We start from the raw sequence: 25325 nt of genomic DNA, 5'->3' as shown, positions 1-25325 counted from the left end.
AAAATACCAACTGGGGACGACTAAAAATAATGGTTCGATTTACATTTATAGACGCGCTTTTTCTTATTCCTGTTCTATTTTGGCCAATCACTCAAGTTGTATTGGCAATTCAATCATTGATCGAAAATCTCAAACTCTCCGATAATGCCAAAATCATTCTAATCGGCTCAACGTGGGGTGTTGATAACCATAACGGTAAAGAGCTTGTTTTCTTCGCAACCAAATTTTCGTTAAGGGGCATTGCGCAATCCCTTCGAGAAATCTTACGTGAGCACTTGATTGGGGTCAGTGTGCTGAACTTGGGCTATCTGGCCAGTGAATATGAAATAGATAAACCAACACAAGACGTTTTAGAACAAACTGAATATTCTCTTATTCCATTATCCGATGTGATTCAGGCAATTCATTTTATTCTTTCAACCACGAAGGCAAGCTGTGTTAAAGAAATCCTGATGCCTACAATGTTGGATCAGAATGTTTGATTTTTATAAGTCTGCTCAATAACCCTTATCAAATGTTCGGTATGCCCACTCTCGATTTTAGCTAAGTGTCACAAATATTAATCATGATGTTACATCATTCAGAGGTACATTAAGGTTTAGTCTTTAGTCGAAAATTTAGTAAATATTTAAAGGAATATAGGAATGCAGAAGAAAAATATTGGCATTATATTTGGAGGAAAATCTACCGAGCATGAAGTATCACTTCAGTCTGCAAGAAATATTGTTGATGCGATAGATCGAGAAAAATTTGATGTGACATTAATCGGTATCGATAAAAATGGAATATGGCATCTGAATGAAAGTACTCATTTTTTATTAAATTCAGACAATCCATCTCTCATTTCACTGCATCAATCAGGGCGAAATATTGCGTTCATTCCAGGCAAAAATGAAAAACAAATCATCGAGTTTCAAAACAAAACGCTATCGCAATTGGATGTAATCTTTCCGATCGTTCACGGAACACTTGGAGAAGATGGCTCATTGCAAGGATTGTTAAGAATGGTGAACCTTCCATTTGTTGGTTCTCAAGTCCTCAGTTCTGCCATGTGTATGGATAAAGATATAACTAAAAGATTATTAAGAGATGCTGGCTTAAACATTACACCATTCATAAAGTTAACTAAGAAAAATAGAAAAGATATCAGCTTCGAAATTGCAAGTTCACAATTAGGCTGCCCATTATTTGTTAAACCCGCTAATCAGGGTTCATCAGTAGGTGTGAGTAAAGTCACCACTCAAGATGAATTTGAAACAGCTCTAGATACAGCATTCATTTACGACAATAAAGTGCTGATTGAGCAAGGAATTAATGGCAGGGAAATAGAGTGTGCAGTTATCGGCAACAGTGAACCTTTAGCGAGTGTTTGCGGAGAAATTGAACTTGAAGATAGTTTCTATTCCTATGACACAAAATATATTAATGACAAAGGTGCAACAGTAACCATTCCCGCAAACATACCAGATGAAATCAGCGAAAAAATTAGAGAGATCTCGATCAAAGCTTATGAAATTTTGGAATGTACAGGACTCGCAAGGGTCGATGTTTTTTTAACAAAAAATGGAGAAGTTTTTATTAATGAAATAAATACTTTACCCGGTTTTACCAACATCAGTATGTTTCCAAAACTATGGGAAGCGAGTGGACTAAGTTATTCTGACCTCATTACCCGTTTAATAGAATTAGCAATTGAACATCATGAAAATAACGCTCAGCTACAAAATACAGTTTCTTTAAACAAGAAAGAGTAATCGTATTTTCCCGCTCAAAACCAAAGAATAAAAAAGGAAGCCTCAGCTTCCTTTTCGTTTACATCTAAAACTTAGATACCATATTTTTCACGATAAGCCTGCATATTGGCCAAAGCGTCTTTTTCGCCTTTCGCATCTAAATAATCCATCAAATCTTTCATGGTGATCAATGCATGCACAGGGATTTCGAGTTCTTTTTGTACTTCCTGAATCGCAGAAAGCTGACCTTGACCACGTTCTTGACGATCTAACGCCACCAATACACCTGCAATTTCAGCACCTGCATTTTTTAAGATAGTGACTACTTCGCGAATCGCCGTCCCCGCCGTGATCACATCATCAATGATCCAGACCTTTTGCCCTGCAACCGAAGCACCCACCAACACACCGCCTTCACCATGATCTTTGGCTTCTTTACGGTTAAAGCCCCACGGTACGCTTTTGCCATGTACTTGAGACAATGCCACAGCTGTTGCTGCGACAAAAGGAATCCCTTTATACGCTGGGCCAAAAATCACACCAACATTGTCACACTGTACCAGCTTATCGGCATAGCCTTGCGCTAACAAAGACAGTGCTTCACCATCGTTTAACAAACCTGCGTTAAAGAAATAAGGACTGACACGGCCTGATTTTAAGGTAAACTCACCAAATTTAAGCACTCCACGTGATAATGCGAGTTCGATAAAAGCTTGCGGATGAAATGACACAGGCGTTGTCATATAAAGTGCTCCAAATTCTTCAATTGAGGTTAAACAGACGTATGATACCAAAGGATAGCTATCCAAGTGATGTAAAAATTCTTCGAGTCGTTTCAATTAACGTAAATGGCTTGCGCTCATCAGTCACCAAAGGCCTGCTCGAATGGTTAGAACAGTCGGGTGCCGATGTGGTGTGTATGCAGGAAAGTCGCATCACGCATGAACAATGGACCGATAAATTTAAACCTGAAGGCTGGTATACCCATCTGTTCCCTGCTGAACGTGCAGGCTATGCAGGTACGGCGATTTATAGCCGTCTGCCATTCGTTTCAGTAAAAGATGGTTTAGGCTTTGAATTGGCTGATTCTCAGGGCCGTTTTATCACCGCTGAATTTGATTTAGGACTGTCACAAACTGTTCATATTGCCTCGTTATACTTGCCATCAGGATCAAGCGGTGACGAAGCGCAAGCACGCAAAGACGTGTTTTTACAAGAATACGCCAAAATACTCAAACAGTGGCGAGATGAAAATAAATCAATCATTGTCTGTGGGGATTACAATATCGTGCATAAACGCATCGATATTAAAAACTGGTCAGGCAACCAGAAATCTTCTGGGGTTCTGCCACATGAACGTGCTTGGCTCGATCATATGTATGATGAGTTAGGTTATGTGGATACTTTCCGCGAAGTTCGCCCTGAAGCAGAATTGTATTCATGGTGGTCAAATCGCGGTCAAGCACGTGCGAAAAATGTTGGGTGGCGTATCGACTACCATGCCTGCTCTCCAGACTGGAAAGCACGTACAACAAATGCATGGGTCTATAAAGAACAATGGTTTAGCGACCATGCACCGGTGATTATCGACTATAAAATACACGAATAAGTGAACACTTGTTCACTTTGATCGCTTCTTTAGCTTACATAACTTGTCGCTTTTGTGTATTTTTATTTCGCATCTAGAACGGCATTATAGCTTCACGGCACAGGGAAGCGGTCAGGATGACCAAAAAGGGATAGGACGCCGTAGGAAGATAAAATAAACTTAGATTAAGTTTATTTGCATGGATGAGACATTGGACGTTGAAATGAGACCCGCATAATCAGGAAGATTATATGCGGGTTTTCTCTTTTCTAAATCTTAGATTTTCTTGCTTTAATTGGTCTTTAGCAATTCTGCTCAAAGTACATGATGATTTTTGTCACTGAGTTTCCGCTTCAAATACTCGACCGATTAACTGAATAAAAAATTTCAACTGGTATATCCCCTATCTTTTACGTTAGGCTTTGGCTCATCTCTTTATTGTTTTTATGGTTTTCGCTATGTTTAAAATTTACGGCATTAAAAATTGTAATTCGATGAAAAAAGCCTTTGATGCATTACAGGCCAACGGCATCAATTACGAGTTTCATGATTATAAAAAACAAGGCATTGATGCAGATACTTTAGCGATCTGGTTAAAAGAGATTGGCGCAGACAAAGTACTGAATAAAAAAGGCACCACATGGCGCAAACTCACTGCCGATGAGCAAGCACACGCCACCAGCAATGAACAGAACCTGATTGACACCCTGATCGCGCAGCCAAGCCTGATTAAGCGTCCTGTACTGCAAACGCCACAAGGTTTCGTGATTGGCTTTGATGAGGCCGCGTATCAAGCTTTATCTGCTTAAATTCGATCAATCAGCAGCAATAAAAAACCGAGTCTCACGACTCGGTTTTTTGCTATTTAAATCTGGCTTAGTTAGTACGAATCCAAGTCTGGTTACGACCTAAAGCAGCGACACCAATGTAGCCACGTAATTTCAGCTTCTTACCACCTTCGATAATTTCAGCTTTCAATTTATAGGTTTTTCCATTTTTAGGATCGATAATTGAACCACCATCGTAATTCACACCACCGACATTTTTCAGGCCATGCACAATGGTCACACCTTTCAGTGGTTTGTTGTGATAGGTTCCTTCACATTTAGAACAGGCATTTTCTTGACCCGCTACCAAATATTTTTGAATAGACGCAGTGAGAGTTCCATCCTTTTGCTCCGTGAACTTCACGATCGCCTTTGGCTGTTTTGTTTCATCATCGATGGTCTGCCAAACACTGCCATTCAGCGCATCCGCTGCATTGGCAAAAGTTGTCAAACCGAGCAATCCAAATGCTAAAGCAATTTTCTTCATTTTTGTAATATCCTTAAGGGTCTTTCAAACTGAAAGTATTGAGAACTTCAATCAATATTGCAATTCTTGATTATGACTATTTGGTATAACCTGAGTAAGGGTGTCATAGCGCACATTTTTTCAGATATTATCGTCGTGCGTAGGCATCGCTTGTTTTCAAGAACTTTCTTATTGGTATACTGATCTAACAATATGGAAAAATTATGAAATTTGCTACTGTTTGGAAATATTATTTTACTGAATCCTTACTCAAAGCGACGATTCGGACACCAAGCCAATTTAATTTGGCCCCAAATGCGCTACGTCCTTTACTCGACCAATTGTGTCGTCTATTTCCACAAAATCCAACAGTACAAGTTCGCCCAATACGTCTGGCAGGCGTGCGCGGTGAAGAAATCAAAGCCCAAGCAGCGGCAACACAGCTGATCTTTCATATTCATGGTGGTGCGTTTTTCCTCGGTAGTTTAAATACGCATCGTGCCTTGATGACGGATATTGCCGCACGCACCCAAATGCAAGTGATTCATGTCGATTATCCACTTGCACCAGAACATCCTTATCCAGAAGCCATTGATGCGATTTTCGATGTTTATCAAGCGCTGTTGGTACAAGGCATTAAACCGAAAGATATTATTATTTCAGGTGATTCTTGCGGTGCTAACCTTGCCTTGGCACTGTGTTTACGTCTCAAACAACAACCTGAGTTGATGCCAAGTGGCTTGATTCTGATGTCGCCTTATCTCGATCTCACCTTAACCAGTGAATCGCTACGCTTTAACCAGAAACATGATGCCTTGTTGTCTATTGAGGCCTTACAGGCCGGTATCAATCATTATCTTACAGAGAACATTCAAGCCGATGACCCACGTGTTTCACCCTTGTTTGATGATTTAAAAGGGCTTCCACCCACCTTGGTACAAGTCGGTTCTAAAGAAATTCTATTGGATGATTCAAAACGCTTTAGAGAAAAAGCGGAAAAAGCCGATGTCAAAGTTCAGTTCAAGCTGTATACCGGCATGTGGCATAACTTTCAGATGTTTAATGCTTGGTTCCCTGAGGCCAAACAAGCATTGGCTGATATTGCCGAATTTGCCCATGTACTTGATCGTGACTGAACCAAATAAAATCGTGTAAAAAATGGTCAGCTATGGCTGACCATTGTCACTCTTAATTCCCTTTTGTCATCATAAAATAAAATTGATTGGATATTCAGATAACAGCCGATTTATCAAAGAATTTTTCCCGTCCTGATTTGCATTAAAAAGCCCAGAGTTCGACTTTTTTCTCATTCTAAAGATGTTATTGTTATTTCAATAATCGTTCTTCGGTATTTTGACGACAACTTTACAGTTCCTAGGAATCTCATTGCATAAAAGGATGCATGCCAATGGTGAAGATTCGTTTTAATAGGTCAACTGACACAAAAAGATGGGGCTTTAAGCTTTCTTGGGAACATCATATTGTAGTCAATTGGACTATACTCAAAAAAAGTATTTTATTGCTGATACTTGCAGCATTTATGAACCTGTTTTGGATCAGTTGGGACATTTTTGTCTTACTTAACACGCAGTACTATGAATGGGTGCATTTGAATCTGGTACGTTCACAATTATGGACCAGTCTGCTCATGTTGGTGGTTCTGCTACTCTTGATCATCCCTTGTCATCTGTTTAAAGAACAACTTTGGGCACAAAGTATTCTACCTATTCTGAGCGTACAGGTCTTTACTGCAATGCTGTGCCATAACAGCTATTTGGTAGGAAGTTTTAGCCCTGCCACCATGGTCGGTTATGTCAGTGTGGTCGGTGTAGGCTTGGTGCTGTTTGACCGTAGGATGGTGTACTGCGCACTCATTCCAGCAACATTTGCCTTATTGCTCTGCAACTACCTCAGTATGATTGGGGTGCTGACCTATGCACCATTATTTAATATGCAGCGCCTGAATGAAGTGTCCATGCACCCGTTTTGGGTCGGCAGTATGATGTTTTTCTTATTGCCAATCATGTTGGCCTGTTTATTTCTGTTTGAAATTCTGCTGACGCAATGGCGGACTCGGGAGATGACCATTCAAATCCTCAGTCGTCTGGATCCGCTGACCAATGTGCTGAATCGGCGCAGTATCGGCAGCTATTTAGAAAAATTACATCAACAGCCTGAGCCACTGTATTCGATCATCCTGCTGGATCTGGATCATTTTAAAAGTATTAATGATCATTTCGGACACAGTATGGGAGATCAGGTCTTGGTACAGGTCGCAAAATGCTTGGCCAATAATTTGCGTGATCAGGACATCATCGGCCGTTTTGGCGGCGAAGAGTTTATTTTATTACTGCCCAACACCACCACGGCACAGGCACAGAACGTGGCAGAACGCTGCCGCTTGGCAGTCTCGCAATTGCGATTTATCACAGAGCACAAACAAGAGTTCGTCGTCAGTGCCAGCTTTGGGATTAGCAGCTCACTCAGTGCGGACGAACCTCATCTGATTATCAGTCAAGCCGATCAAGCCCTATATGCAGTCAAAGCTGGGGGACGTAATCAAGTTAGAATCTTTACAGATCTGATTAGTAGTTAATGTAATGAAGGCATGGATCTGCCTTCATTACACTACTGTTTAGCCTTTCAAAAATTCTTCTCGATGTTGACGATAAGGTTCATCAAAAGGCACAAACATCTGTTCCTGTTTAGCTTCGTCAATCCATTGCTGTACCGATGCCAAAGACAAGATTTTTTGCACATAGGCTTGGCTGGATGTGGAGAGTGGCAGTTGATAGCATTCAAAACGCATCACCACAGGCGCATAGAATGCATCTGCAATACTAAACTCGCCACATAAAAAACTATCTTCGCTTGGACGTTGTGACCAGATTTGATCAATTCGAGCCACCTCGGCACGCAACTGTGCATGTTCGGCCCAGAGTTGTTTGCCAATATGGCTTAGATCTGCTTCGACATTCATGGGGCAAAGATTGCGTAAGCTTTGAAAGCTACTGTGCATTTCAGCACTGATACAACGTGCTCGAGCACGCCATGTCTTCTCCTGTGGCCATAACTCAAGTTCTGGATGCTGTTCCGCAATATATTCACAGATCGCCAGACTATCCCAAATGATGAGATCACCATTCACTAACGCAGGGACTTTTCCGGTTGGATTGAGCTTTAAAATCTTTGTTTTAAATTCACTTTCAGGTTCAAAACTATCAAACTGAATCACATGCTCCTGAAAGGAAATCCCCGCTTGTGTAAGTAAAATCCATGGACGCATCGACCAAGTGGAGTAGTTTTTATTGCCAATAAAGAGTTGATACATTGTTATTGTTTCCCTTTAAATAAAGCCAGTTGCTGTAATAGCTCAGCTTTCTGAAATGCACCCGTTAAGCGTAGCGAGCGAATTTCTTGTTGTTGCTGATCTAAGAATAAGTAAGTCGGTGGCCCTAAAATATCCCACTCCGCCAACAATACTTGATGGGAGGCATCATAATGGCTTAAATCCAGTTTAATCAGATAATAGCCCGACAATGCATGCTGTACCTCTACATCTTTTAAAATACGATGCTCAATCGGCTGACAGGCCACACACCAGTCCGCATAGACATCAATCACAATGCCACGATCTTTAGGTGCATTGGCTAAGATCTGCTGAAATTCATCTGCCGTCTGTGCCACATGCCATTCAGCCAATTGATCTGCCTGAACCGAACTCAGACTTTGAAAATGCTGATATTGATTAAAGGCCAGTGCTGGAATGGCTAAAATCAGTAACAGTGCATAGAGCCATTGCAGCTTACTTTTCTGAGCAAACAGACGATAAGCCGCATAAATAATAAAGGTCAAACCGAGAACTAGGCTAAGAATTTGAATCGCGAGTTCTGGCAATAAAGGCCGAATAAAGTAAATGCTCAAGGCCAGCATTAAAAAGGCAAAAATCACCTTGATTTGATTCATCCAGTCACCAGCTTTAGGTAAAGCTTTTGCGCCCAATACACTGGCGAGCAGCAAAGGAATCCCCATGCCAAAGCCCAGTGTAAACAGCAACAGCGCACCTTGCCATTGACTTTGTGTTTGCGAAATAAACAGTAACACCCCTGCCAAAGGTGCGGTCATACATGGCCCGACCAACAGTGCAGAGATCATCCCCATCACACTGGCACCAACCAAGGTGCCGCCTTTTTGATTAGACTGCAGTTGGTCCAGTCGATTGACCCAGTTCTGCGGCAATTTCAACTCGAACAGACCAAATAGATTGAGGGCAAATACCACGAACAATATGCTAAATGCAATCAAGGTGGCAGGCTGTTGTAACCAACGCTGGAAATTCAATCCTGCCGCAGAAGCAATTAGACCGAGTACCGCATAGATCAAGGCCATACTCACGACAAAAGTGAGTGCAATCGCCCACGCTTTAACACCTTTATTGTCTCGTACAATCAAGGAAGTCAAAATCGGTAACATCGGCAAGGAACACGGCGTAAATGCCAATAAAATCCCTAAACCCAAGAACAGTAAAAGACTATAAGCCAAGGAATGCTGTTCAAGCGCACTTGACCATTTTTGGTCTTGTGCCATCACGCCTGAATCATTTGAATTTGAGCTTTGTGCAGCTGGCTCAGCTTGCCCTTCATCATTGCTTGCAGTTTGGGTATTTAAAGCTTGAGATGAACGAGCGACATCTAAAAAACTTTTTTTGGTATTTGTACTGATATTCTGAGCACTGATCAAGCCATCCGCATCGGTCTGGAATTCAATATTCTGTGGCGGATAGCAAATACGGTCTTTGGCACAACCCTGCCAAGTGACACGATAATGCTGCGAGGCTTGGGTTGGAATACTAAATTCGGCTTGTTGATAATAAACTTGGCTGTGGCCATAGTTCTCATCATACTGCTCGACTGCTTTTGGTAAAGTCAGTGCAACGGGCTGATTCCCCTGCTGCACTTCAAACTTATGCTGATAAAGATAATAATTCGGCTGAATCGACCAATGTAAACGTGCCTGATTGGGCTGTGTTGATTCAACCGTAAATGCAAAAGCCTGTTCAGGGCTCAGCAACGGTGCGGATGAATTTTCTTGGGCGTAAGTCAAAGACCCACATAACAACAATAAAGTCCCGAGAAAGTAACGCATCAGCGAGAAAGACGCCCCCACCTGAACAGACATTTTCATGATTCTCTCACTACGACCAGCCCAAAGCTCTCCCATTCATATTAGAAGTGAGTTTAAGAGCATTCAGGCGGATTGTTCTTAGAATAAAACCGATACGCCGAAGCCACCGTTATAACTTTTTTGATCGCCATTGAGGTCAACACCAATGCTGGCATCCAATTGCGTGCGATTATTCAAAGCATAAATCAGACCTGTACCTAGACCATATTCATAATCTTGACTTTCGGCTTTACGGTAAACAAACTCTGAATAACCCGATAATTTACCGGCAATTTTATAGTCAATGGTTGGAATCGCAGTCACGGCCCAATCACTGTTTTGTGCTTCATAACGCATGGTGATCGAAGTACCGATCAGATCACTAAACTCATACGCGACAGCTGAAGTGAGGCTATAGATATCGTCATGATTGGTGAATTCATCATTGCCCGTTGCAATAATGGCTTCTGCCAACAAGGCCATGGATAAACGATCATCTTTTAGATCAATGGCTTTTTTCAAACCAATGCTGACATCGCCCAGACCATTGGTCTCTTTTTTGCTGCCTGCACGTTTGTATTGCTGCCACACTGGACCTTGCCAGCCCAATTGCAATTCCAAGCCATCCGCCAGACCGGTACGTAATAACATGTCACCGTTTAGGGTTAAAGTCTTGTCTTTGATACCATCGACCTTGCCTTCTTGATAGCTGACACTGGGTAGACTTTGTTCCCATGCCAACTGTCCTACAGGAGTAATCCCTGTGCCGATACCTGAACCTGGGCGATCAAAAGAAAAGTCAGCCGCAAAAGCGGTACTTGTCATTATTGATGCGGCAATGAAGCTCAATGTTTGCAATGTTTTCATTCTATTCCTCATTCTATTTCTAATGGCTTGGCTTATGCGCTGAGCTCTTTTGACATTTTTGCGCCATGCTGACGTAGCAATTCCAGTGTTGCTCGCTCTTCTGGCAATGATTCTGACCAATCAATCTCATCAAATTCACAATCAAAGAATAACTGGCTGATCGAAGATAAAATGGTGAGCCCTTCTTCGTCACGGGTATTCGGATCTACTTTTTCATCAAGTAAACGTTGTACTACAGGCACACAGGCAGAACTTGCCGCATCCCAAAGCGGGCCGTAGAATTCTTCTGCATCCCATAAATGTAAATTGGCTTTGGCTTGAATAAGCGCGTCTAAAATATCAAGATAGACTTTAAGTTGTTGTTGCTTTTGTTCTTCGCTCAACGGTTTACCCGCTTCATAAGCTTCGCAGATTTGTTCCCACCACGCGAATAAACCATCACAAATCAAAGAAACTGGCGGGCCTTGTTCAGGATCAATAAAATTCGGGTCGAGTCCTTCAGCAAGTAAAGTTTGCACTTGGCCAAAATCGAGTTGTTGTATGGCTTGCACCAAGGCCTGCTGTTGCTTATTTAACATGACCAATTCTCACAATATTTTTTAATGGGTCTATTATGCCGAATATCCTGACAGGATTTTATAAAAGCATCTAAAAAATCATGTATAAATTTGATACACGCATAAAAAAAGCCCCAAACAGGGCTTTTTTTATGCGTCGATTTTTACGCTTCATCATCCACTTTTACATCGTCATCTACATCAACATATTCTGGTAAGCCACCACGATGGTGTTCTTTTTTCTCATACAGATGCTCCAAACTACGTTTCAGTTTATCAATTGCACCATGAATCGAGTTATCAATATTTGCTGCTTTGTGTGTCACTGCGACAGGTTTCATTCCTGCTGGACGAGCCTCAATCATACAACGTTTGTCATGATCGCCCGTTTTATCCCCGTTCTCATCACTAATATGAACCGAAAAATGTGTAATACGCTCGCTATAACGTTGAAATTCTTGTGTAAGTTCTGCACGAACATAACTGATTAAGCGTTCACTACCTTGAATGTTTTTATCTGTACGGATTTCAATATTCATAAATATCTTCCTCTCTTATCTGTGAGACGGTGCTACAAAACTTTCTTATCTGGCACACTTTGAGCATGCAATCATTCAGTGCAGTTGTATATTCTGATTATGTAAATACCTGTTGTCTCCTCGCTTTGCATCTGTTGCTTTTCAGTATGTAAGAAGATCTTCTATAGTTCCAATATCTGACTTTCCTTTGAAATATGCAAGCTGATTTTTGACATTTTGATGAAATCTTCAACAAAAAGATGGCTGACTTTAACACCCTTTTAGGTGGGTTCTAGCATATACAATTCTTTTGTTCATTTGGTCAAATTTGGCTTTATTTTTGCTTAATACCTTGTATCCTTTACACGCCTTTTGGGGGGAGATTTTTTAAATGCAATTGAAGCAACTTGCAGCAACATGTTTATTGGTATCTACAGCAGCTTTCACTCAAGCGAAGCCGATTTGGCAAGATTTCAGCTTGACCGGTTTGTACGGTGAAAACTACGAAGTTGTTGATGAAAAGCAAACAACCATCACCGTTGAATATGCGGCGAAAGTAAAATATGCCGATGTATTCTTCTTTATGGACCGCATGCGTGGCAGCGATGACCACAAAAGCACTTATTTCGAGCTTTCTCCACGTTTAAGCTTAGGAGAAATTTCAGGTCAAAAACTTGCGTTTGGTCCAATCAAAGATGTGCTGATCTCAACCACTTGGGAAAGCAACAATGATGACTTTTCTAGCTTTGATAACTTCTTGTATGGTGTCGGTTTTGATCTTGCTATTCCATATTTCCAATATGCGAATGTAAACTTCTACCGTGCTAACAACGAAAATACCGCTGATGACTACCAAATGACCATTGCTTATGCTTTGCCATTTAAAGTATCAAACGAAGATTTCTTGGTGGATGGTTTCCTTGACTGGTCAACAGGTGAAAAAGATCACGCCAGTGAACTGAACTGGACCACACAATACAAGTGGAACTTGGGTAAACACATTTCACCAGACACTCGCCTCTATTTAGGTGTTGAGCATTCTGTTTGGAATAACAAATTTGGTATGAAAAATCGTGACGAAAACAACGTCAGCGCTTTGATCAAATACCATTTCTAATCTGATTAGAATGTTAAAAAACAGCAAGGATTTCCTTGCTGTTTTTGTTTGCATCACAGAATATAAATGCGAGTTGATCTTTTGTCCGATCAGCATCATATCTATTTATTTTGTCCAATTTGATGACCTTCGTCCATGTCTGTAAATATTGCACTTGCTGATTCTGCCTTAGCCACACATTTCCACATGCGTTTTGCCACGACCGACGACCTAGAACACATCCTCGCGATCTATAATGCTGAAATTCTGAATGGCACGGCGAATTGGAATGATCAAGCTGTTTCGCTCGACAATTACCAGCAACGTTTTCACGGCATGCAGCAACAACAATTTCCCATGATCGTGGTCGAAGACCTAAATAGCCATCAAGTCGCGGGTTATGCCTATTACACTGCTTTTCGGACCATCAGCGGTTATCGTCAAAGCATTGAGCATTCTGTTTTTGTTGACCCAAGCTACGCACGCCAAGGTCTGGGTAAAGCGCTGATGCAACAACTGATTCATCTGGCCAAACAACAAAACATGCATATCATGGTGGCTGCGATTGATAGTGAAAATAAGGGTTCAATAGTGCTACATGAACAGCTTGGCTTTATTCAAACAGGTTATATGCCACAGGTTGGTCAAAAGTTTGGCACATGGCGAGATTTGGTCTGGATGCAACTGCAACTCACAGAATCTCAATAAAAAGCTCACTTTTACCCTACTGTCTTACGACTGAATTGTGGCTTAGAATGAAAGCAATACTTGATTTCAAAAATAGCCAAAATGATTAAAACATCTCAACTCGGTCTGTGCCTTTCCATCGCAATCGCTTCAAGCGCGAGCTTTGCCGAAGTTTCTTTTGAACAAGAATTGCAACAGGGCTGTGCCAAAGTAAAACAATATGCACAAGCAGGTAAAAAGTTTTACGATCAAAAGCAATATCTCAAAGCCGCCAAACAATTTGAAGATCAAGCCGCATGGGCACATTTCTGTCAGGCCAATGCTGACGAAAGTGGCATTCAGGTTAGTGACCGAGACATTGAAATCGCCAACAACAACGTCGGCTTGAGTTATGCCAAACTGGACAAACCGCAATGGGCAAGAGTCTGGTTTCTTCGAGATAAAGACTCGAAAACCAGTCAATACAACTTAAAACAATTGCCCAAGCCAAAACTATCCTCTGATCTACAAGGGACTTATGTCCGCGCCAATGGTTTTGGGCAATGGGATTACATCAAGGTCAGCAAAAAACAGAATAAATATGCGATTGCCTTTGATGGTTATTACTTTGGACTACGTGGCCTGATCTATGGACCCAATATGGGACAGTTTGAAACCAGCATGCCAATCAAGTCAAAACAAGCCAACTATCGCTATGAAGATTGCCAAATCAAACTTCAATTCGCCAATGATGTAAAGCTTGGACAAAAAATTGAGGTTGAACAGCACAATGGCGAGTCCTCATGTGGCTTTGGACATAATGTCTATGCTGGCGGTACGTTTTATAAGGTTGAAGACAAATAAATCGAGTGCTAACCATTTAATGTTCTAAATTGCATTTTCCCAACATTCACTATCGTGATAGGCGACATGGATGTCGCCATGTTCGACTACCTAGCGCTAATTCCAAAGCCATGCTTTGGAATTGCTCAGGACGACCCGTCAGTCGAACAAAAGATTTTTACTTACTTTTGATCTCTCAAAAGTAAGGTCCATCATAAAGATACATTCCTTAGAACAAGGATAAAGTAACTGTTCGCCAAGAAATACTAAATCGCCACCAGCTCCCGAATCCCCTTCTCAGGCATATCCTCTCCGCGCCCTTGTGCAATCACCTGCCCACGCGCCATCACGGTATACGCATCTGCCAACTCTTCAGCAAAGTCATAAAACTGCTCCACCAAAATAATCGCCATCTCGCCTTGATCAGCCAGTTTACGAATCACCCGACCAATATCCTTAATAATCGAGGGCTGAATCCCTTCGGTGGGTTCGTCTAAAATCAAAACACTTGGCTCCGAAGCCAACGCTCGAGCAATCGCAAGCTGTTGTTGCTGACCACCGGATAAATCACCACCACGGCGGTGTTTCATTTCATCCAGCACAGGGAAAATCTCATATAAATGGCTTGGCACCTTACGGGTCTTGGCCCCTGAGAATTTAGCCATGCCAATTAAAATATTTTCTTCTACCGTTAAAGTCGAAAAGATATCACGACCTTGCGGCACATAGGCCAAACCCGCACGCACCCGTTGCTCAGGGGACATTTTGGCAATATCTTTGCCATCTAACAGGATTTGTCCAGACTTAATCGGCAGAATCCCCATCAAGCATTTCAATAAGGTGGTTTTGCCCACACCATTACGTCCTAAGACCACACTGCATTCACCCACAGGCGCATTAAAAGACACATCACGTAGAATATGACTGCCACCATAGAACTGATTAATTTGTTTCACTTCTAACATGTGCCTCTCCTAACGTCCTAAATACTTTTCAATCACATCTTCATTGGCCTGAACCTCTGCCAATGTACCCTCGGCCAAGATCGCCCCTTGCGCCAGTACCGTGACTTTTTCACTGATGGTGTCAATAAAACTCATATCATGTTCCACCACCACAAGGGTGTGATTTTTTTTCAGTTCCAGACACAGTTCAGCCGTACGCTCGGTTTCAGCATCGGTCATTCCTGCAACAGGCTCATCCAATAAAATCAACTTCGGCCGTTGCATCAGCAACATGCCGATTTCCAACCACTGTTTTTGTCCATGCGAGAGCAGCCCCGCTGGCTTGTGTACAAACTCCTTTAAACGAATCTGTTCCAGACTTTCATCCAAAGCCAATTGCGCTTCTGGGTCTAAACGAGAAAAGAAGCTTTTCTTCACCCGTTTATCTCGTGGTGCTGCCAATAGTAGATTTTCCATGACAGTAAAATTTTCAAATACCGTTGGCTTTTGGAATTTTCGACCGATACCCGCTTCGGCAATTTGCTCGGTACTCATTTTGGCAAGATCATAGTTTTGTCCAAAAAATGCCGTGCCTGTGGTTGGACGGGTTTTACCTGTAATCACATCCATCAAGGTGGTTTTACCCGCCCCATTCGGCCCGATGATGCAGCGTAATTCACCCTCGGCAATGTACAACGACAAATCATTTAAGGCTCGAAATGAGTCAAACCAGACACTGACTTTTTCCAGATATAAGGCAATGCCATGGCTAAAATCCGCACCTTGCGGCTTGGCACGACCATAGCCCTCACCCAGTTGACCGCCATGTTGAGCTGAGTCTATTAATACATCACTCATTTAATCACGCTCCTTTTTAAAACGGTCAAATAAACCAATCACACCTTTTGGTAAGAACAAGGTCACCACGATGAATAGCGCGCCCAAGATCAATAACCATGCTTCTGGCGCAGCCACCGTGAAATAGGTTTTCACTGCATTGATTAAACCTGCCCCTAAAATCGGGCCAATCAAAGTGCCACGTCCACCCGCAGCCACCCACACCGCCATTTCAATTGAATTGACTGGGTTCATTTCACTTGGGTTAATGATGCCTGCCTGCGGCACATACAGGGCCCCTGCAATGCCCGCAATCACTGCAGACAATACCCATGCGGATAACTTGTACCACAGCGTACGATAGCCGAGGTATTGCAAACGATTTTCACTGTCACGAATCGCGCCCAATACTCTCCCATAAGGACGATTCATCAGTTGACGTAGGCCAAGGAAGCACAACATCAACATCAACGCAGTCACAAAGCACAGCGTTGCGCGCATTGGTGCAGAGGTAATATCAAAACCCAAAATTGTTTTAAAGCCTGTAAAACCATTATTGCCCCCAAAGCCTGTTTCATTACGGAAAAACAGTAATGCGGCGGCAAAGGTCATGGCTTGAGTAATAATCGAGAAATATACGCCTTTGATTTTGGAGCGAAATGCAAAAAAGCCAAAGATAAATGCGATCAAACCGGGTACCAGCACCACCAGTGCTAAAGCCCACGCAATATGCTCGGTCCCGATCCAATACCAAGGTAACTCGGTCCAACTCAGGAAGCGCATAAAATCAGGCAGACCATCACCTGCAGATTGACGCATCAGGTACATGCCAAAGGCATATCCCCCCAAAGCAAAATACAAACCATGTCCCAAGCTTAGAATCCCGGCATAGCCCCAGACCAGATCCAGTGCAAGAGCCACCAAAGCCAAACACATGATCTTGCCAATCAAGGTGATCCAGTAAGCGGATAGGTAAAATGCCGAGTCAGGAGACAACAGGTGTAGCCATGGCAACAATAAGAGCACGCCGAAACAAACTGCAATCGCCACCGCGCTATAGGGCTTGTCAGCAAATAAAGAAGTGATTTTCATTGGCTTACTCCACAAAACGGCCTTTGATGGCAAACAAACCTTGTGGACGCTTTTGGATAAACAAAATCACAAGAACCAAGAGAATAATTTTTGCGAGCACTGCGCCTAAACCAATCTCTAAAACTGTACCGCTAATCCCCAATCCGAGTGCCGCCAATACCGCCCCCCAAACTTGACCGACACCACCGACCACGACAACGAGGAAGGCATCAATAATGTAGTTTTGTCCAAGGTCTGGTCCAACATTACCCACCTGTGCCAAGGCACAGCCTGCCAAACCCGCCAAGCCTGAACCCAGACCAAAAGCCATCATGTCAATCCGTGCAGAACGGATACCGACAGCACGCGCCATTTGACGGTTTTGCGTTACCGCCCGTACAAATAAACCAAAGCGGGTTTTATTGAGTAAAAACAGCAACAGTAATAACACCGCAACAGTAAAGCCAATAATGGCGATACGGTTATACGGCAACATTAAGCTCGGTGTGAGCGCAATTCCGCCACTCAACCATGCTACGTTGGAAACCTCTACATTTTGCGCACCAAACACCATGCGCACCAATTGCATCAGGATCAGGCTCACCCCAAAGGTGGCAAGTAAAGTCTCCAGTTGACGACCATAGAGCGGGCGAATCACGGTGCGTTCAATCAACATGCCCATCAAGGCACTGACCAGAAATGCCGCAGGAATTGCCGCCAATAGATACCAATCCATCAATCCCGCAAAATGGGTTTTAAAAAAGCTTTGAATCACATAGGTGGTATAGGCACCGATCATAATCAGCTCACCATGTGCCATGTTAATCACCCCAAGCAGACCATAGGTAATCGCTAAGCCAAGCGCTGCGAGCAGTAAAATACTGGCGGTACTCAGACCTGAAAAGACATGGCCTGACCATTCACTGATTTGTAGTCGGGTTTTAATTTTATTGTGTGCATCCAACAACGCTGCCTTCAATGCAGGATTGCTTTGCGGTTGTTCTAAGGTTTGAGTGATCAAGGCGAATACGTCAGGACGATTTGAATCGGCCAAGACTTTCACGGCTTCAAGCTTGGTGAACGCATCAGGGCTATTAAAATCCAAACGGGCTTTGAGCTGTGCTAAACGTGCTTTGACCTGATCATTTTTTTCATTCAGATAAAGCTGCTTCACCATCGCCACATCGAGTTCAGCCAAATTATTTTCTAAAATATCGACCGCAGCTAAACGTTGTGAAGCATCTGTAGAATTGAGTTTGGCCTTGGCTTGACCAAAATTCAGTGCCTTGCGTAAGGTATTGACTAAAGTCACTTGAGATAAATCCGCAGGCCATTGTTCCAGCGCCTGTTGCTCAGGATAGCTGAACAGCTTGTCATCATTTTTTAACAGATAAGTATTCCCTGCGCTATCGGTATACAGCTCATTTTGATCAATATAGGCCACCAGTTGATCCAGTTGTTCAATACTGGCAGGCCATTGATTGAGCATGGCGCGACGCGTGGCAAAATCGGACTTCACAAAGGTCTGAATGGCATCTTGAGAAGCTGTAGACGTCACGGTTGTTGCGGATGTGGCTTCTGCCCATGCTGGACTAAAAATCATCTGTGCCATGATGCAGAGCAGTGCCAAAACATAGTGTTTCGCCATAGAACTCCCCTTATTATTAACGGTTTTAAATAGGTCAAAAAACAGAATAAAAATGCCTGCTGCCGATACAGCACAGCAGGCGAAAAGCCCCTTATTTCGGGATATACGGACTCCAAGGCTCTGCCTTTATGGTTTGTGGTGTTTTATAGACCACGTCGAATTGACCATCACCGCGGATCTGTCCAATCATCACGGGTTTATGTAGATGGTGATTAGTTTCATCCATTTTTAAGGTATAGCCCGATGGTGCAGCAAAGGTCTGACCTGCCATCGCATCACGAACTTTGTCCACCTCAGTCGTGCCTGCTTTTTCAACCGCTTGCTTCCACATATTGATCCCGACATAGGTCGCTTCCATCGGATCGTTGGTCACCACTTTGTCTGCATTTGGAAGTTTGTATTCCACCGCATATTGTTTGAATTTATTCACAAACTCAGTGTTCTTCGGATTTTTCACCGACATGAAATAGTTCCATGACGCTAAATGACCGACCAATGGTTTGGTATCGATACCACGTAATTCTTCCTCACCCACCGAGAACGCCATGACGGGAATATCAGACGCTTTAATGCCTTGGTTGCCCAATTCACGATAGAACGGCACATTAGAATCGCCATTGATGGTCGAAATGACCGCAGTCTTTTTACCCGCAGAGAACTTCTTAATATTGGAGACAATGGTTTGATAATTACTATGACCAAAGGGGGTGTACTCTTCCATGATGTCGGCATCGGCCACACCTTTCGACTTCAAGAATGCACGCAAGATTTTATTGGTGGTCCGTGGATAGACATAGTCTGTACCGAGTAACACAAAACGTTCTGCTTTACCGCCTTCATCTCCCATCAAGTATTCAACTGCAGGAATCGCTTGTTGGTTCGGTGCTGCACCGGTATAGAAGATGTTTTTAGATTGTTCCTGACCTTCATACTGCACTGGATAGAACAATAAGCCATTCAGCTCTTCCACCACAGGCAACACTGATTTACGCGAAACAGATGTCCAGCAGCCAAAAATAACAGCCACTTTATCTTGGGTAATCAACTGACGGGCTTTTTCTGCAAATAATGGCCAATCCGAAGCAGGGTCAACAATCACTGGTTCTAATTTTTTTCCGAGTACCCCACCATTGGCATTGATCTCATTAATAGTCATCAAGGCGGTATCTTTAAGCGAGGTTTCTGAAATCGCCATGGTGCCTGAAAGTGAATGTAGAATCCCGACCTTAATGGTATCGCCGCTGGCTGCGGGTGCAGTTTTGGCTTCTGTTTTGGTTTGTTCTGTTTTTTCTGCTGGTTTTGAACAGCCAACCAGACCGATCCCCATCATGGCTGCCATCAGTACAGACATCGACATCAATTTGTTTTGCATCTTTCTCTCCACCCATCAATAATTGTGATTTTTACTGGGTGGAGTTATTCAATTTCTGTGCCAACACAATAAGATATTGTTTTTGATTAATTTAAATAAAATTTAAGCTTTAATTCTTTCATCTTGTATACAACATTGCATACAAAAAATACGTGCTGACCTAAAATGATGCAAATTTGTTCAGCATAGATATCTAAACCTCAAGCAAAGAAAAAGCCAAGCTAATGCTTGGCTTTAATCCAACAATGAGACAAAGCACTTAAACAGTAATATCCGCTAAATTACCCTTTTGTTCTAACCAGTGCTTACGGTCGGCTGAACGCTTTTTCGCCAGCAATTTATCCAATAAACCTGCGGTTAAATGTGCATCGTCCAAGTCCAACTGCACCAATCGACGCGTATTCGGATCCATGGTGGTTTCACGCAATTGACTGGCATTCATCTCGCCCAACCCTTTAAATCGAGTGATCTGCGGATTCTTGTTGCCTTTAACTTTTTTCAGGATGCTTTCAAGCTCATCATCATCCAAGGCGTAGTACACATCTTTACCAATATCAATACGATAGAGTGGAGGCATCGCCACAAACAGATGCCCCTCTTCAACCAAGGTCGGGAAATGTTTTACGAATAAAGCGCATAATAAAGTTGCGATATGCAGACCATCTGAGTCCGCATCGGCAAGGATACAGATCTTGCCATAACGTAATTCAGACAGATCATCACTGCCCGGATCGACCCCGATCGCGATGGCAATATCATGCACTTCTTGAGAAGCCAACACTTCATCCGAAGAGACTTCCCATGTATTCAGAATTTTTCCGCGAATTGGCATAATCGCTTGGAAGTTCTTGTCGCGTGCTTGTTTGGCACTACCGCCCGCGGAATCCCCTTCGACAATAAATAATTCACTGTCCTCACGGGTTAAGCCGACACAGTCCGCCAGTTTTCCTGGTAGTGCTGGACCTGCCACAATCTTCTTACGTTCAACTTTTTTCGCTGCTTTAAGACGACGCCCTGCTTTGGCAATCGCCATTTCAGCCAGTTGTGTCGCAATCTCTGCGTGTTGATTCAGCCATAGGGCAAATGCATCTTTGGCGATGTTCAGCACAATATTAGAGGCTTCACGACTGGATAAACGTTCTTTGGTTTGCCCAGAAAATTGGGGCTCTTGGAATTTCAGCGATAGAATAAAATTTACGCCATCCCAGACATCTTCCGCAGACAGCTTCATATTACGTGGCAACAAATTGCGTAATTCACAGAATTCACGCAAGGCTTCGGTCACACCTGAACGTAGACCATTGACATGGGTACCACCTTGCGCGGTTGGAATTAAGTTGACATAGCTTTCCTGAATCTGCTCGCCACCTTCCACATTCCAGCAAATCGCAAATTCACAGGCAGCGCGGTCGGCTTGACCACTACTGACAAAAGCAGGATCTGGCAAGATGTCACGATCTTGCAATTCATCCATCAAATAGTCGACCAGACCATTTTCAAATTGCCATTCAATCTTTTCATTATTGATTTTATCGTCATAAATAATCTTTAAGCCAGCCGCTAAAACAGCCTTGGCTTTTAAATTATGTTTCAGTGCTTTAAGTGCAAATTTAGGGCTATCAAAATATTTGGTTTCAGGCCAGAAACGCACGGTCGTGCCTGTGGCACGCTTAGCGACCTTACCTTCTAAGACCGACAAAGGCGCAACGGGCTCGCCTTGTTCAAAGGCCATTTGATAGAGATTACCTTGACGCTGTACTGCCACTTCAACACGGGTCGATAAGGCATTCACCACCGAAATCCCGACCCCATGCAGACCACCAGAGAACTGATAGTTATCGGTACTGAATTTACCGCCTGCATGCAGCTTGGTCAAAATAATCTCGATACCACTTTGCCCATATTCAGGATGAATATCGACTGGCATTCCGCGTCCATTATCTTCGACTGACAATGAGCCATCTTCATAGACCGTGACACAAATCTGATTGGCATGACCCGCAAGTGCTTCATCGACTGCATTATCAATCACCTCTTGCGCCAAATGGTTTGGACGTGAGGTATCGGTATACATGCCTGGTCGACGACGAACAGGATCTAAACCAGAAAGAACTTCAAGGGATTGGGCCGTGTATTGTGTCACTTGGTCTGACTTCCTTATTGGATCGCTGCCGATAAAAATTCGAGAATTAAAGGTAATTTTTCTTCAAAATCATCCATTGCATGATTACCATTAGCGTCGGTTAAAATCAATGATGATGGATGAACTGCACTATAATAACGTTGAGCTTGCTGATAATCCAAGACTTCGTCGCCTTGTTGCAACAGCACCAGAATTTTATCAGCATGCGCCAGTTTCGTGTCAGCAATCGATTGTAATTGCTGCAGTTGATCGGCATCAAGGGTCCATGATGCAGTAACTTTGAGCGGGATTTGTTCAATCCCAAATAAATCTTCGAATAAACGCCATGGTTGCATAGCCGGATTAATCAGTACAGCAGCACAGCCATATTTAGCGACAAGATATGTCGCATAAAAGCCCCCCAAGCTACTTCCCACTAAAACAACTTTATCCTGTGCTAAATTTTCGATAAGCTGAGAGAGTTGTTCTAGCACTTGGTTGGGCGGCTGATTTAAATCAGGTAAATGCACCTGTATCGCCTCATGCTGTGCACAATATTGTTGCAACTGCTGCCCTTTTATCGACATCGGACTGCTTCGGAAACCATGTAGATAGATAATTTGCATACGCACCAAAATAGGCAATGAGTTGACATAAAGTGAAATAAATCACATTATTTTGATTAATAGTTAAACAAATAACAATATAAATTACATTTAAGCTGGATATTGTCTGACACAAAAAACGATACTGTACTCCGTTCATCAGTATTCTAAAAAAATTACGTATGAAAGACATAAGATGTAAGCGTTTGTTGTAGTTTATCTAAACAATATTCAGAAAAAACACTTCAAACCTTCGGTATATATCAAGGATGGGGAAATCAATATGCCAAGTTTAACACCTCTGCATGAAACCTATTGTAAGTGGGATCGCACGCCCCCAAGTCAGGCAGATGTTCTGGAAGGTTTGGCACAGCTGGTCAGTACCAGTCTCAGTGGCGTACACGAACTGATCCAAGTGGTACAAACTGAGGTATTAAGGACAACGCTCGGTTTAAGTGCACAAAAAGCCAAACAATTACAAAAGCACCCTCAACTGCAAAAGTTTTATCAGTTTTCTTATGTGGCACTGCAGAAATATGGCAGTCATTTTCTTGCACCTAATTTACGTCGCATTATTGAAAAATTTCCAGTCTTGCATGATAAGCCCTTAACCCCAACCTTGCATTTTTTAGTGGGTGCGCTGAATGGAGTTTTTGGTGATTTCTTTTTAAAGCAACACAATCCAATGGCGTTACCAATGGTGCTTTATGATCACTATGGTTCATTACAGCAAGGCGAGCTAACAGGCCGTGTGGTGATTCTGGCTCATGGTTTGTGTATGAACCATTTAACTTGGTCTAATCATCGTTATGGTGGGATTGGTGAGCGTTTGCTCGCGCAACGTGATAACAACACCATGTTGTATTTGAATTACAACACTGGACGCCGAATTTCTGCGAATGGCCGTAGTTTTGCCAATACCTTAGAGGATTTGGTGCAACGTAATCCGCGTATTACCAGTATTGACCTGATCGGTCACAGTATGGGTGGCTTGGTTTCGCGTAGTGCCCTGTTTTATGGCAAACAGAATCTGTATCAATGGGTGCATATGGTCGAGAATCTGGTTTGTATCGGTTCGCCACATCATGGTGCAGTACTTGAACGTTTTGGTTTCGTTTTACAAGACAAACTCGGTGGCTTCCCGTTTATCAACTTGCTAGGTCAGTTGGTGAATGTGCGTAGTAACGGCATACTTGATCTACGTTATGGCAGTGTCCGTGATGATGACTGGGAACATAATGATGCACGTATTGGCTTTGCCGACGACAACCGTAAACCTGCTCCTCTCCCATCGCATATCAATACCTTCTTGATTGCAGGGACTTTAGAATTTGAGAAGTTACGTAATAAAGCGCTGTCTGTGATTGGGGATTACCTGGTCAGTGTGAAAAGTGCTTTGGGTGAACACCAAAATCCACGTTTCCAATTGAAATTACCTGACACCCATAAAGCGGTTTTCTATGGGTTGAATCATTTTGAAATTCAGTATCATTCCAGTGTGGCCGAACAAATCACACGCTGGTTATATCCAGATGCTAAAGAGAAAGTTGAAGCCGGTGTACAAACCCATATGATCAACGTACCTCAAAACTATACCTTTGATGATTTAGAAGGCATTGTTGAGACCTAAACCATAAAAGCTCAGTTAGATTCTAGCTAGCTGAGCTTTTTTCGGTCAAAAGCTGTAACAGGCTCAATCAGCTTAGGAATAGCTTTACTTCACAAATTCACCTTGGTCATTTAATTTCAGTTTTAGATCTTTTCCATCTTCTTTATATAAAATTTCATACTTCTGATTAATCACAATATTTTGAGATGCATCTAAGGTAATGCTTTTAACCAAGCCAAACTTGTTTACCGTTGTCAGATTTATTTCTGGATTTCCAGCTTCACTTGAAGAAGGAGATGCAATTAATAAAATGCCTGTACTTGTTTCTGGGAAAATGACTGAATCACCATAACGTGGGTTGATAAAGTTATAAACTTTAATCAGATGGCTGCTATCAATCAAATTGATTGAGCCGCAGTTCATTCTTTGTGCCGATAAAATACAGTTAAGATGGGCATTTGAGTTAGAGAAGTGATCAGGAAGCCATCATCATTTTTTAACTTTACAGGATTTGATGAAGCTTTATGTATTTGGTTTTGATGAGAAATTTTATGTTTCTTTTCTGAGGCAGTGCTACAGGAAGCAGTTATAATGCTTAAGCAGATTAAGCCTAGAATATAGGTATATTTTCTATAGGATGAATTCATAATAAGTTCCACTAAAATCAACCACAACGACCATAACATTCACTAAATTTAATCTTTTTCTTGGTTAAGCAATTCACCTGCTTAGGTACGTAAGCATCAGGTGTCTCGGCTTGAAGATAAATTAAATAGTTATAATAATTTATTCA

The 25325-nt window shown here is 42.5% G+C and carries 23 protein-coding genes and 2 pseudogenes; 10 read left to right on the top strand and 15 right to left on the bottom strand.

Annotated features, from left to right (window positions below; translation table 11 throughout):
* Positions 1 to 101: 101 nt before the first annotated feature.
* Together F993_RS02120 and ddlA are read left to right on the top strand one after the other, a co-directional pair.
* Positions 102 to 482: pseudogene (locus F993_RS02120) on the top strand (SDR family NAD(P)-dependent oxidoreductase); the annotation flags it as partial.
* A gap of 162 nt (positions 483 to 644) precedes the next feature.
* Positions 645 to 1754, top strand: coding sequence for a D-alanine--D-alanine ligase (gene ddlA, locus F993_RS02125; protein WP_004657131.1), 1110 nt, complete (start codon positions 645 to 647; stop codon positions 1752 to 1754).
* A gap of 71 nt (positions 1755 to 1825) precedes the next feature.
* Here the strand turns inward: ddlA and pyrE are convergent, their stop codons facing one another.
* Complete coding sequence (gene pyrE / locus F993_RS02130; RefSeq protein WP_004657130.1) at positions 1826 to 2476, bottom strand: orotate phosphoribosyltransferase; 651 nt, start codon at positions 2474 to 2476, stop codon at positions 1826 to 1828.
* Positions 2477 to 2517: 41 nt separating this feature from the next.
* On the opposite strand from pyrE, the gene F993_RS02135 reads away from it, so the two are divergent.
* A complete protein-coding gene (locus F993_RS02135; protein WP_004657129.1) occupies positions 2518 to 3342 on the top strand; it encodes an exodeoxyribonuclease III in 825 nt (274 codons plus the stop codon).
* A gap of 437 nt (positions 3343 to 3779) precedes the next feature.
* Positions 3780 to 4130, top strand: a complete 351-nt coding sequence (locus F993_RS02140; RefSeq protein ID WP_004657128.1) for an arsenate reductase — start codon at positions 3780 to 3782, stop codon at positions 4128 to 4130.
* Positions 4131 to 4197: 67 nt separating this feature from the next.
* Here F993_RS02140 and F993_RS02145 read toward each other — a convergent pair whose 3' ends face one another.
* On the bottom strand, positions 4198 to 4635 hold the full coding sequence (locus F993_RS02145) for a DUF2147 domain-containing protein (RefSeq protein WP_004657126.1): 438 nt from the start codon (positions 4633 to 4635) through the stop codon (positions 4198 to 4200).
* Positions 4636 to 4838: 203 nt separating this feature from the next.
* On the opposite strand from F993_RS02145, the gene F993_RS02150 reads away from it, so the two are divergent.
* Positions 4839 to 5750, top strand: coding sequence for an alpha/beta hydrolase (locus tag F993_RS02150; RefSeq protein ID WP_004657124.1), 912 nt, complete (start codon positions 4839 to 4841; stop codon positions 5748 to 5750).
* Between the two features lie 272 nt (positions 5751 to 6022).
* Positions 6023 to 7210 (top strand): GGDEF domain-containing protein, encoded by a 1188-nt coding sequence (locus F993_RS02155; protein WP_004657122.1) that lies wholly within the window; start codon positions 6023 to 6025, stop codon positions 7208 to 7210.
* 39 nt (positions 7211 to 7249) lie between these two features.
* Here F993_RS02155 and F993_RS02160 read toward each other — a convergent pair whose 3' ends face one another.
* The 5 genes from F993_RS02160 to F993_RS02180 form a co-directional block, all read right to left on the bottom strand.
* Entirely contained in the window at positions 7250 to 7945 is a 696-nt protein-coding gene (locus F993_RS02160; RefSeq protein WP_004657120.1) for a glutathione S-transferase family protein, read from the bottom strand.
* 2 nt (positions 7946 to 7947) lie between these two features.
* Positions 7948 to 9798 carry a protein-disulfide reductase DsbD gene (gene dsbD, locus F993_RS02165; protein ID WP_032812601.1) on the bottom strand — a complete coding sequence of 617 codons (1851 nt, stop codon included), beginning with the start codon at positions 9796 to 9798 and terminating at the stop codon, positions 7948 to 7950.
* Between the two features lie 78 nt (positions 9799 to 9876).
* A complete protein-coding gene (locus tag F993_RS02170; RefSeq protein WP_004657117.1) occupies positions 9877 to 10644 on the bottom strand; it encodes a transporter in 768 nt (255 codons plus the stop codon).
* 32 nt (positions 10645 to 10676) lie between these two features.
* Positions 10677 to 11222 (bottom strand): ankyrin repeat domain-containing protein, encoded by a 546-nt coding sequence (locus tag F993_RS02175; protein WP_004657115.1) that lies wholly within the window; start codon positions 11220 to 11222, stop codon positions 10677 to 10679.
* A gap of 143 nt (positions 11223 to 11365) precedes the next feature.
* Entirely contained in the window at positions 11366 to 11740 is a 375-nt protein-coding gene (locus F993_RS02180; protein WP_004657113.1) for an HPF/RaiA family ribosome-associated protein, read from the bottom strand.
* A 370-nt stretch (positions 11741 to 12110) separates the two neighbouring features.
* Between F993_RS02180 and F993_RS02185 the strand changes: the two genes are divergently transcribed.
* The 3 genes from F993_RS02185 to F993_RS02195 all read left to right on the top strand — a co-directional run bounded on the left by F993_RS02185 (position 12111) and on the right by F993_RS02195 (position 14345).
* A complete protein-coding gene (locus F993_RS02185; RefSeq protein WP_004657111.1) occupies positions 12111 to 12836 on the top strand; it encodes an outer membrane protein OmpK in 726 nt (241 codons plus the stop codon).
* A 135-nt stretch (positions 12837 to 12971) separates the two neighbouring features.
* Complete coding sequence (locus F993_RS02190) at positions 12972 to 13523, top strand: GNAT family N-acetyltransferase (RefSeq protein WP_004657109.1); 552 nt, start codon at positions 12972 to 12974, stop codon at positions 13521 to 13523.
* 81 nt (positions 13524 to 13604) lie between these two features.
* Entirely contained in the window at positions 13605 to 14345 is a 741-nt protein-coding gene (locus F993_RS02195) for a hypothetical protein (protein ID WP_004657108.1), read from the top strand.
* A gap of 245 nt (positions 14346 to 14590) precedes the next feature.
* On the opposite strand, the gene urtE is transcribed toward F993_RS02195, so the two are convergent.
* The 7 genes from urtE to F993_RS02230 all read right to left on the bottom strand — a co-directional run bounded on the left by urtE (position 14591) and on the right by F993_RS02230 (position 22944).
* Positions 14591 to 15289 (bottom strand): urea ABC transporter ATP-binding subunit UrtE, encoded by a 699-nt coding sequence (gene urtE / locus F993_RS02200; RefSeq protein ID WP_004657106.1) that lies wholly within the window; start codon positions 15287 to 15289, stop codon positions 14591 to 14593.
* 9 nt (positions 15290 to 15298) lie between these two features.
* A complete protein-coding gene (gene urtD, locus F993_RS02205; protein ID WP_004657105.1) occupies positions 15299 to 16126 on the bottom strand; it encodes an urea ABC transporter ATP-binding protein UrtD in 828 nt (275 codons plus the stop codon).
* Positions 16127 to 17197, bottom strand: a complete 1071-nt coding sequence (gene urtC / locus F993_RS02210; RefSeq protein WP_004657103.1) for an urea ABC transporter permease subunit UrtC — start codon at positions 17195 to 17197, stop codon at positions 16127 to 16129.
* Positions 17198 to 17201: 4 nt separating this feature from the next.
* On the bottom strand, positions 17202 to 18824 hold the full coding sequence (gene urtB / locus F993_RS02215; protein WP_004657101.1) for an urea ABC transporter permease subunit UrtB: 1623 nt from the start codon (positions 18822 to 18824) through the stop codon (positions 17202 to 17204).
* A gap of 91 nt (positions 18825 to 18915) precedes the next feature.
* On the bottom strand, positions 18916 to 20196 hold the full coding sequence (urtA, locus tag F993_RS02220; protein WP_004657099.1) for an urea ABC transporter substrate-binding protein: 1281 nt from the start codon (positions 20194 to 20196) through the stop codon (positions 18916 to 18918).
* Positions 20197 to 20455: 259 nt separating this feature from the next.
* Positions 20456 to 22339 carry a DNA topoisomerase IV subunit B gene (gene parE / locus F993_RS02225; RefSeq protein WP_004657097.1) on the bottom strand — a complete coding sequence of 628 codons (1884 nt, stop codon included), beginning with the start codon at positions 22337 to 22339 and terminating at the stop codon, positions 20456 to 20458.
* A gap of 14 nt (positions 22340 to 22353) precedes the next feature.
* Complete coding sequence (locus F993_RS02230; protein WP_004657096.1) at positions 22354 to 22944, bottom strand: YqiA/YcfP family alpha/beta fold hydrolase; 591 nt, start codon at positions 22942 to 22944, stop codon at positions 22354 to 22356.
* Between the two features lie 262 nt (positions 22945 to 23206).
* Here F993_RS02230 and F993_RS02235 point away from each other — a divergent pair, with 262 nt between their 5' ends.
* Positions 23207 to 24553 carry a PGAP1-like alpha/beta domain-containing protein gene (locus F993_RS02235; protein ID WP_004657094.1) on the top strand — a complete coding sequence of 449 codons (1347 nt, stop codon included), beginning with the start codon at positions 23207 to 23209 and terminating at the stop codon, positions 24551 to 24553.
* An 84-nt stretch (positions 24554 to 24637) separates the two neighbouring features.
* On the opposite strand, the pseudogene F993_RS0119825 reads toward F993_RS02235, so the two are convergent.
* A pseudogene (locus F993_RS0119825) lies at positions 24638 to 25179 on the bottom strand (hypothetical protein).
* Positions 25180 to 25325 lie beyond the last annotated feature (146 nt).

The organism is Acinetobacter proteolyticus, assembly GCF_000367945.1.
GTDB lineage: Bacteria > Pseudomonadota > Gammaproteobacteria > Pseudomonadales > Moraxellaceae > Acinetobacter > Acinetobacter proteolyticus.
Note: the sequence above shows the minus strand (reverse complement) of the source record. Positions and strands in the feature narration are given on the sequence as shown.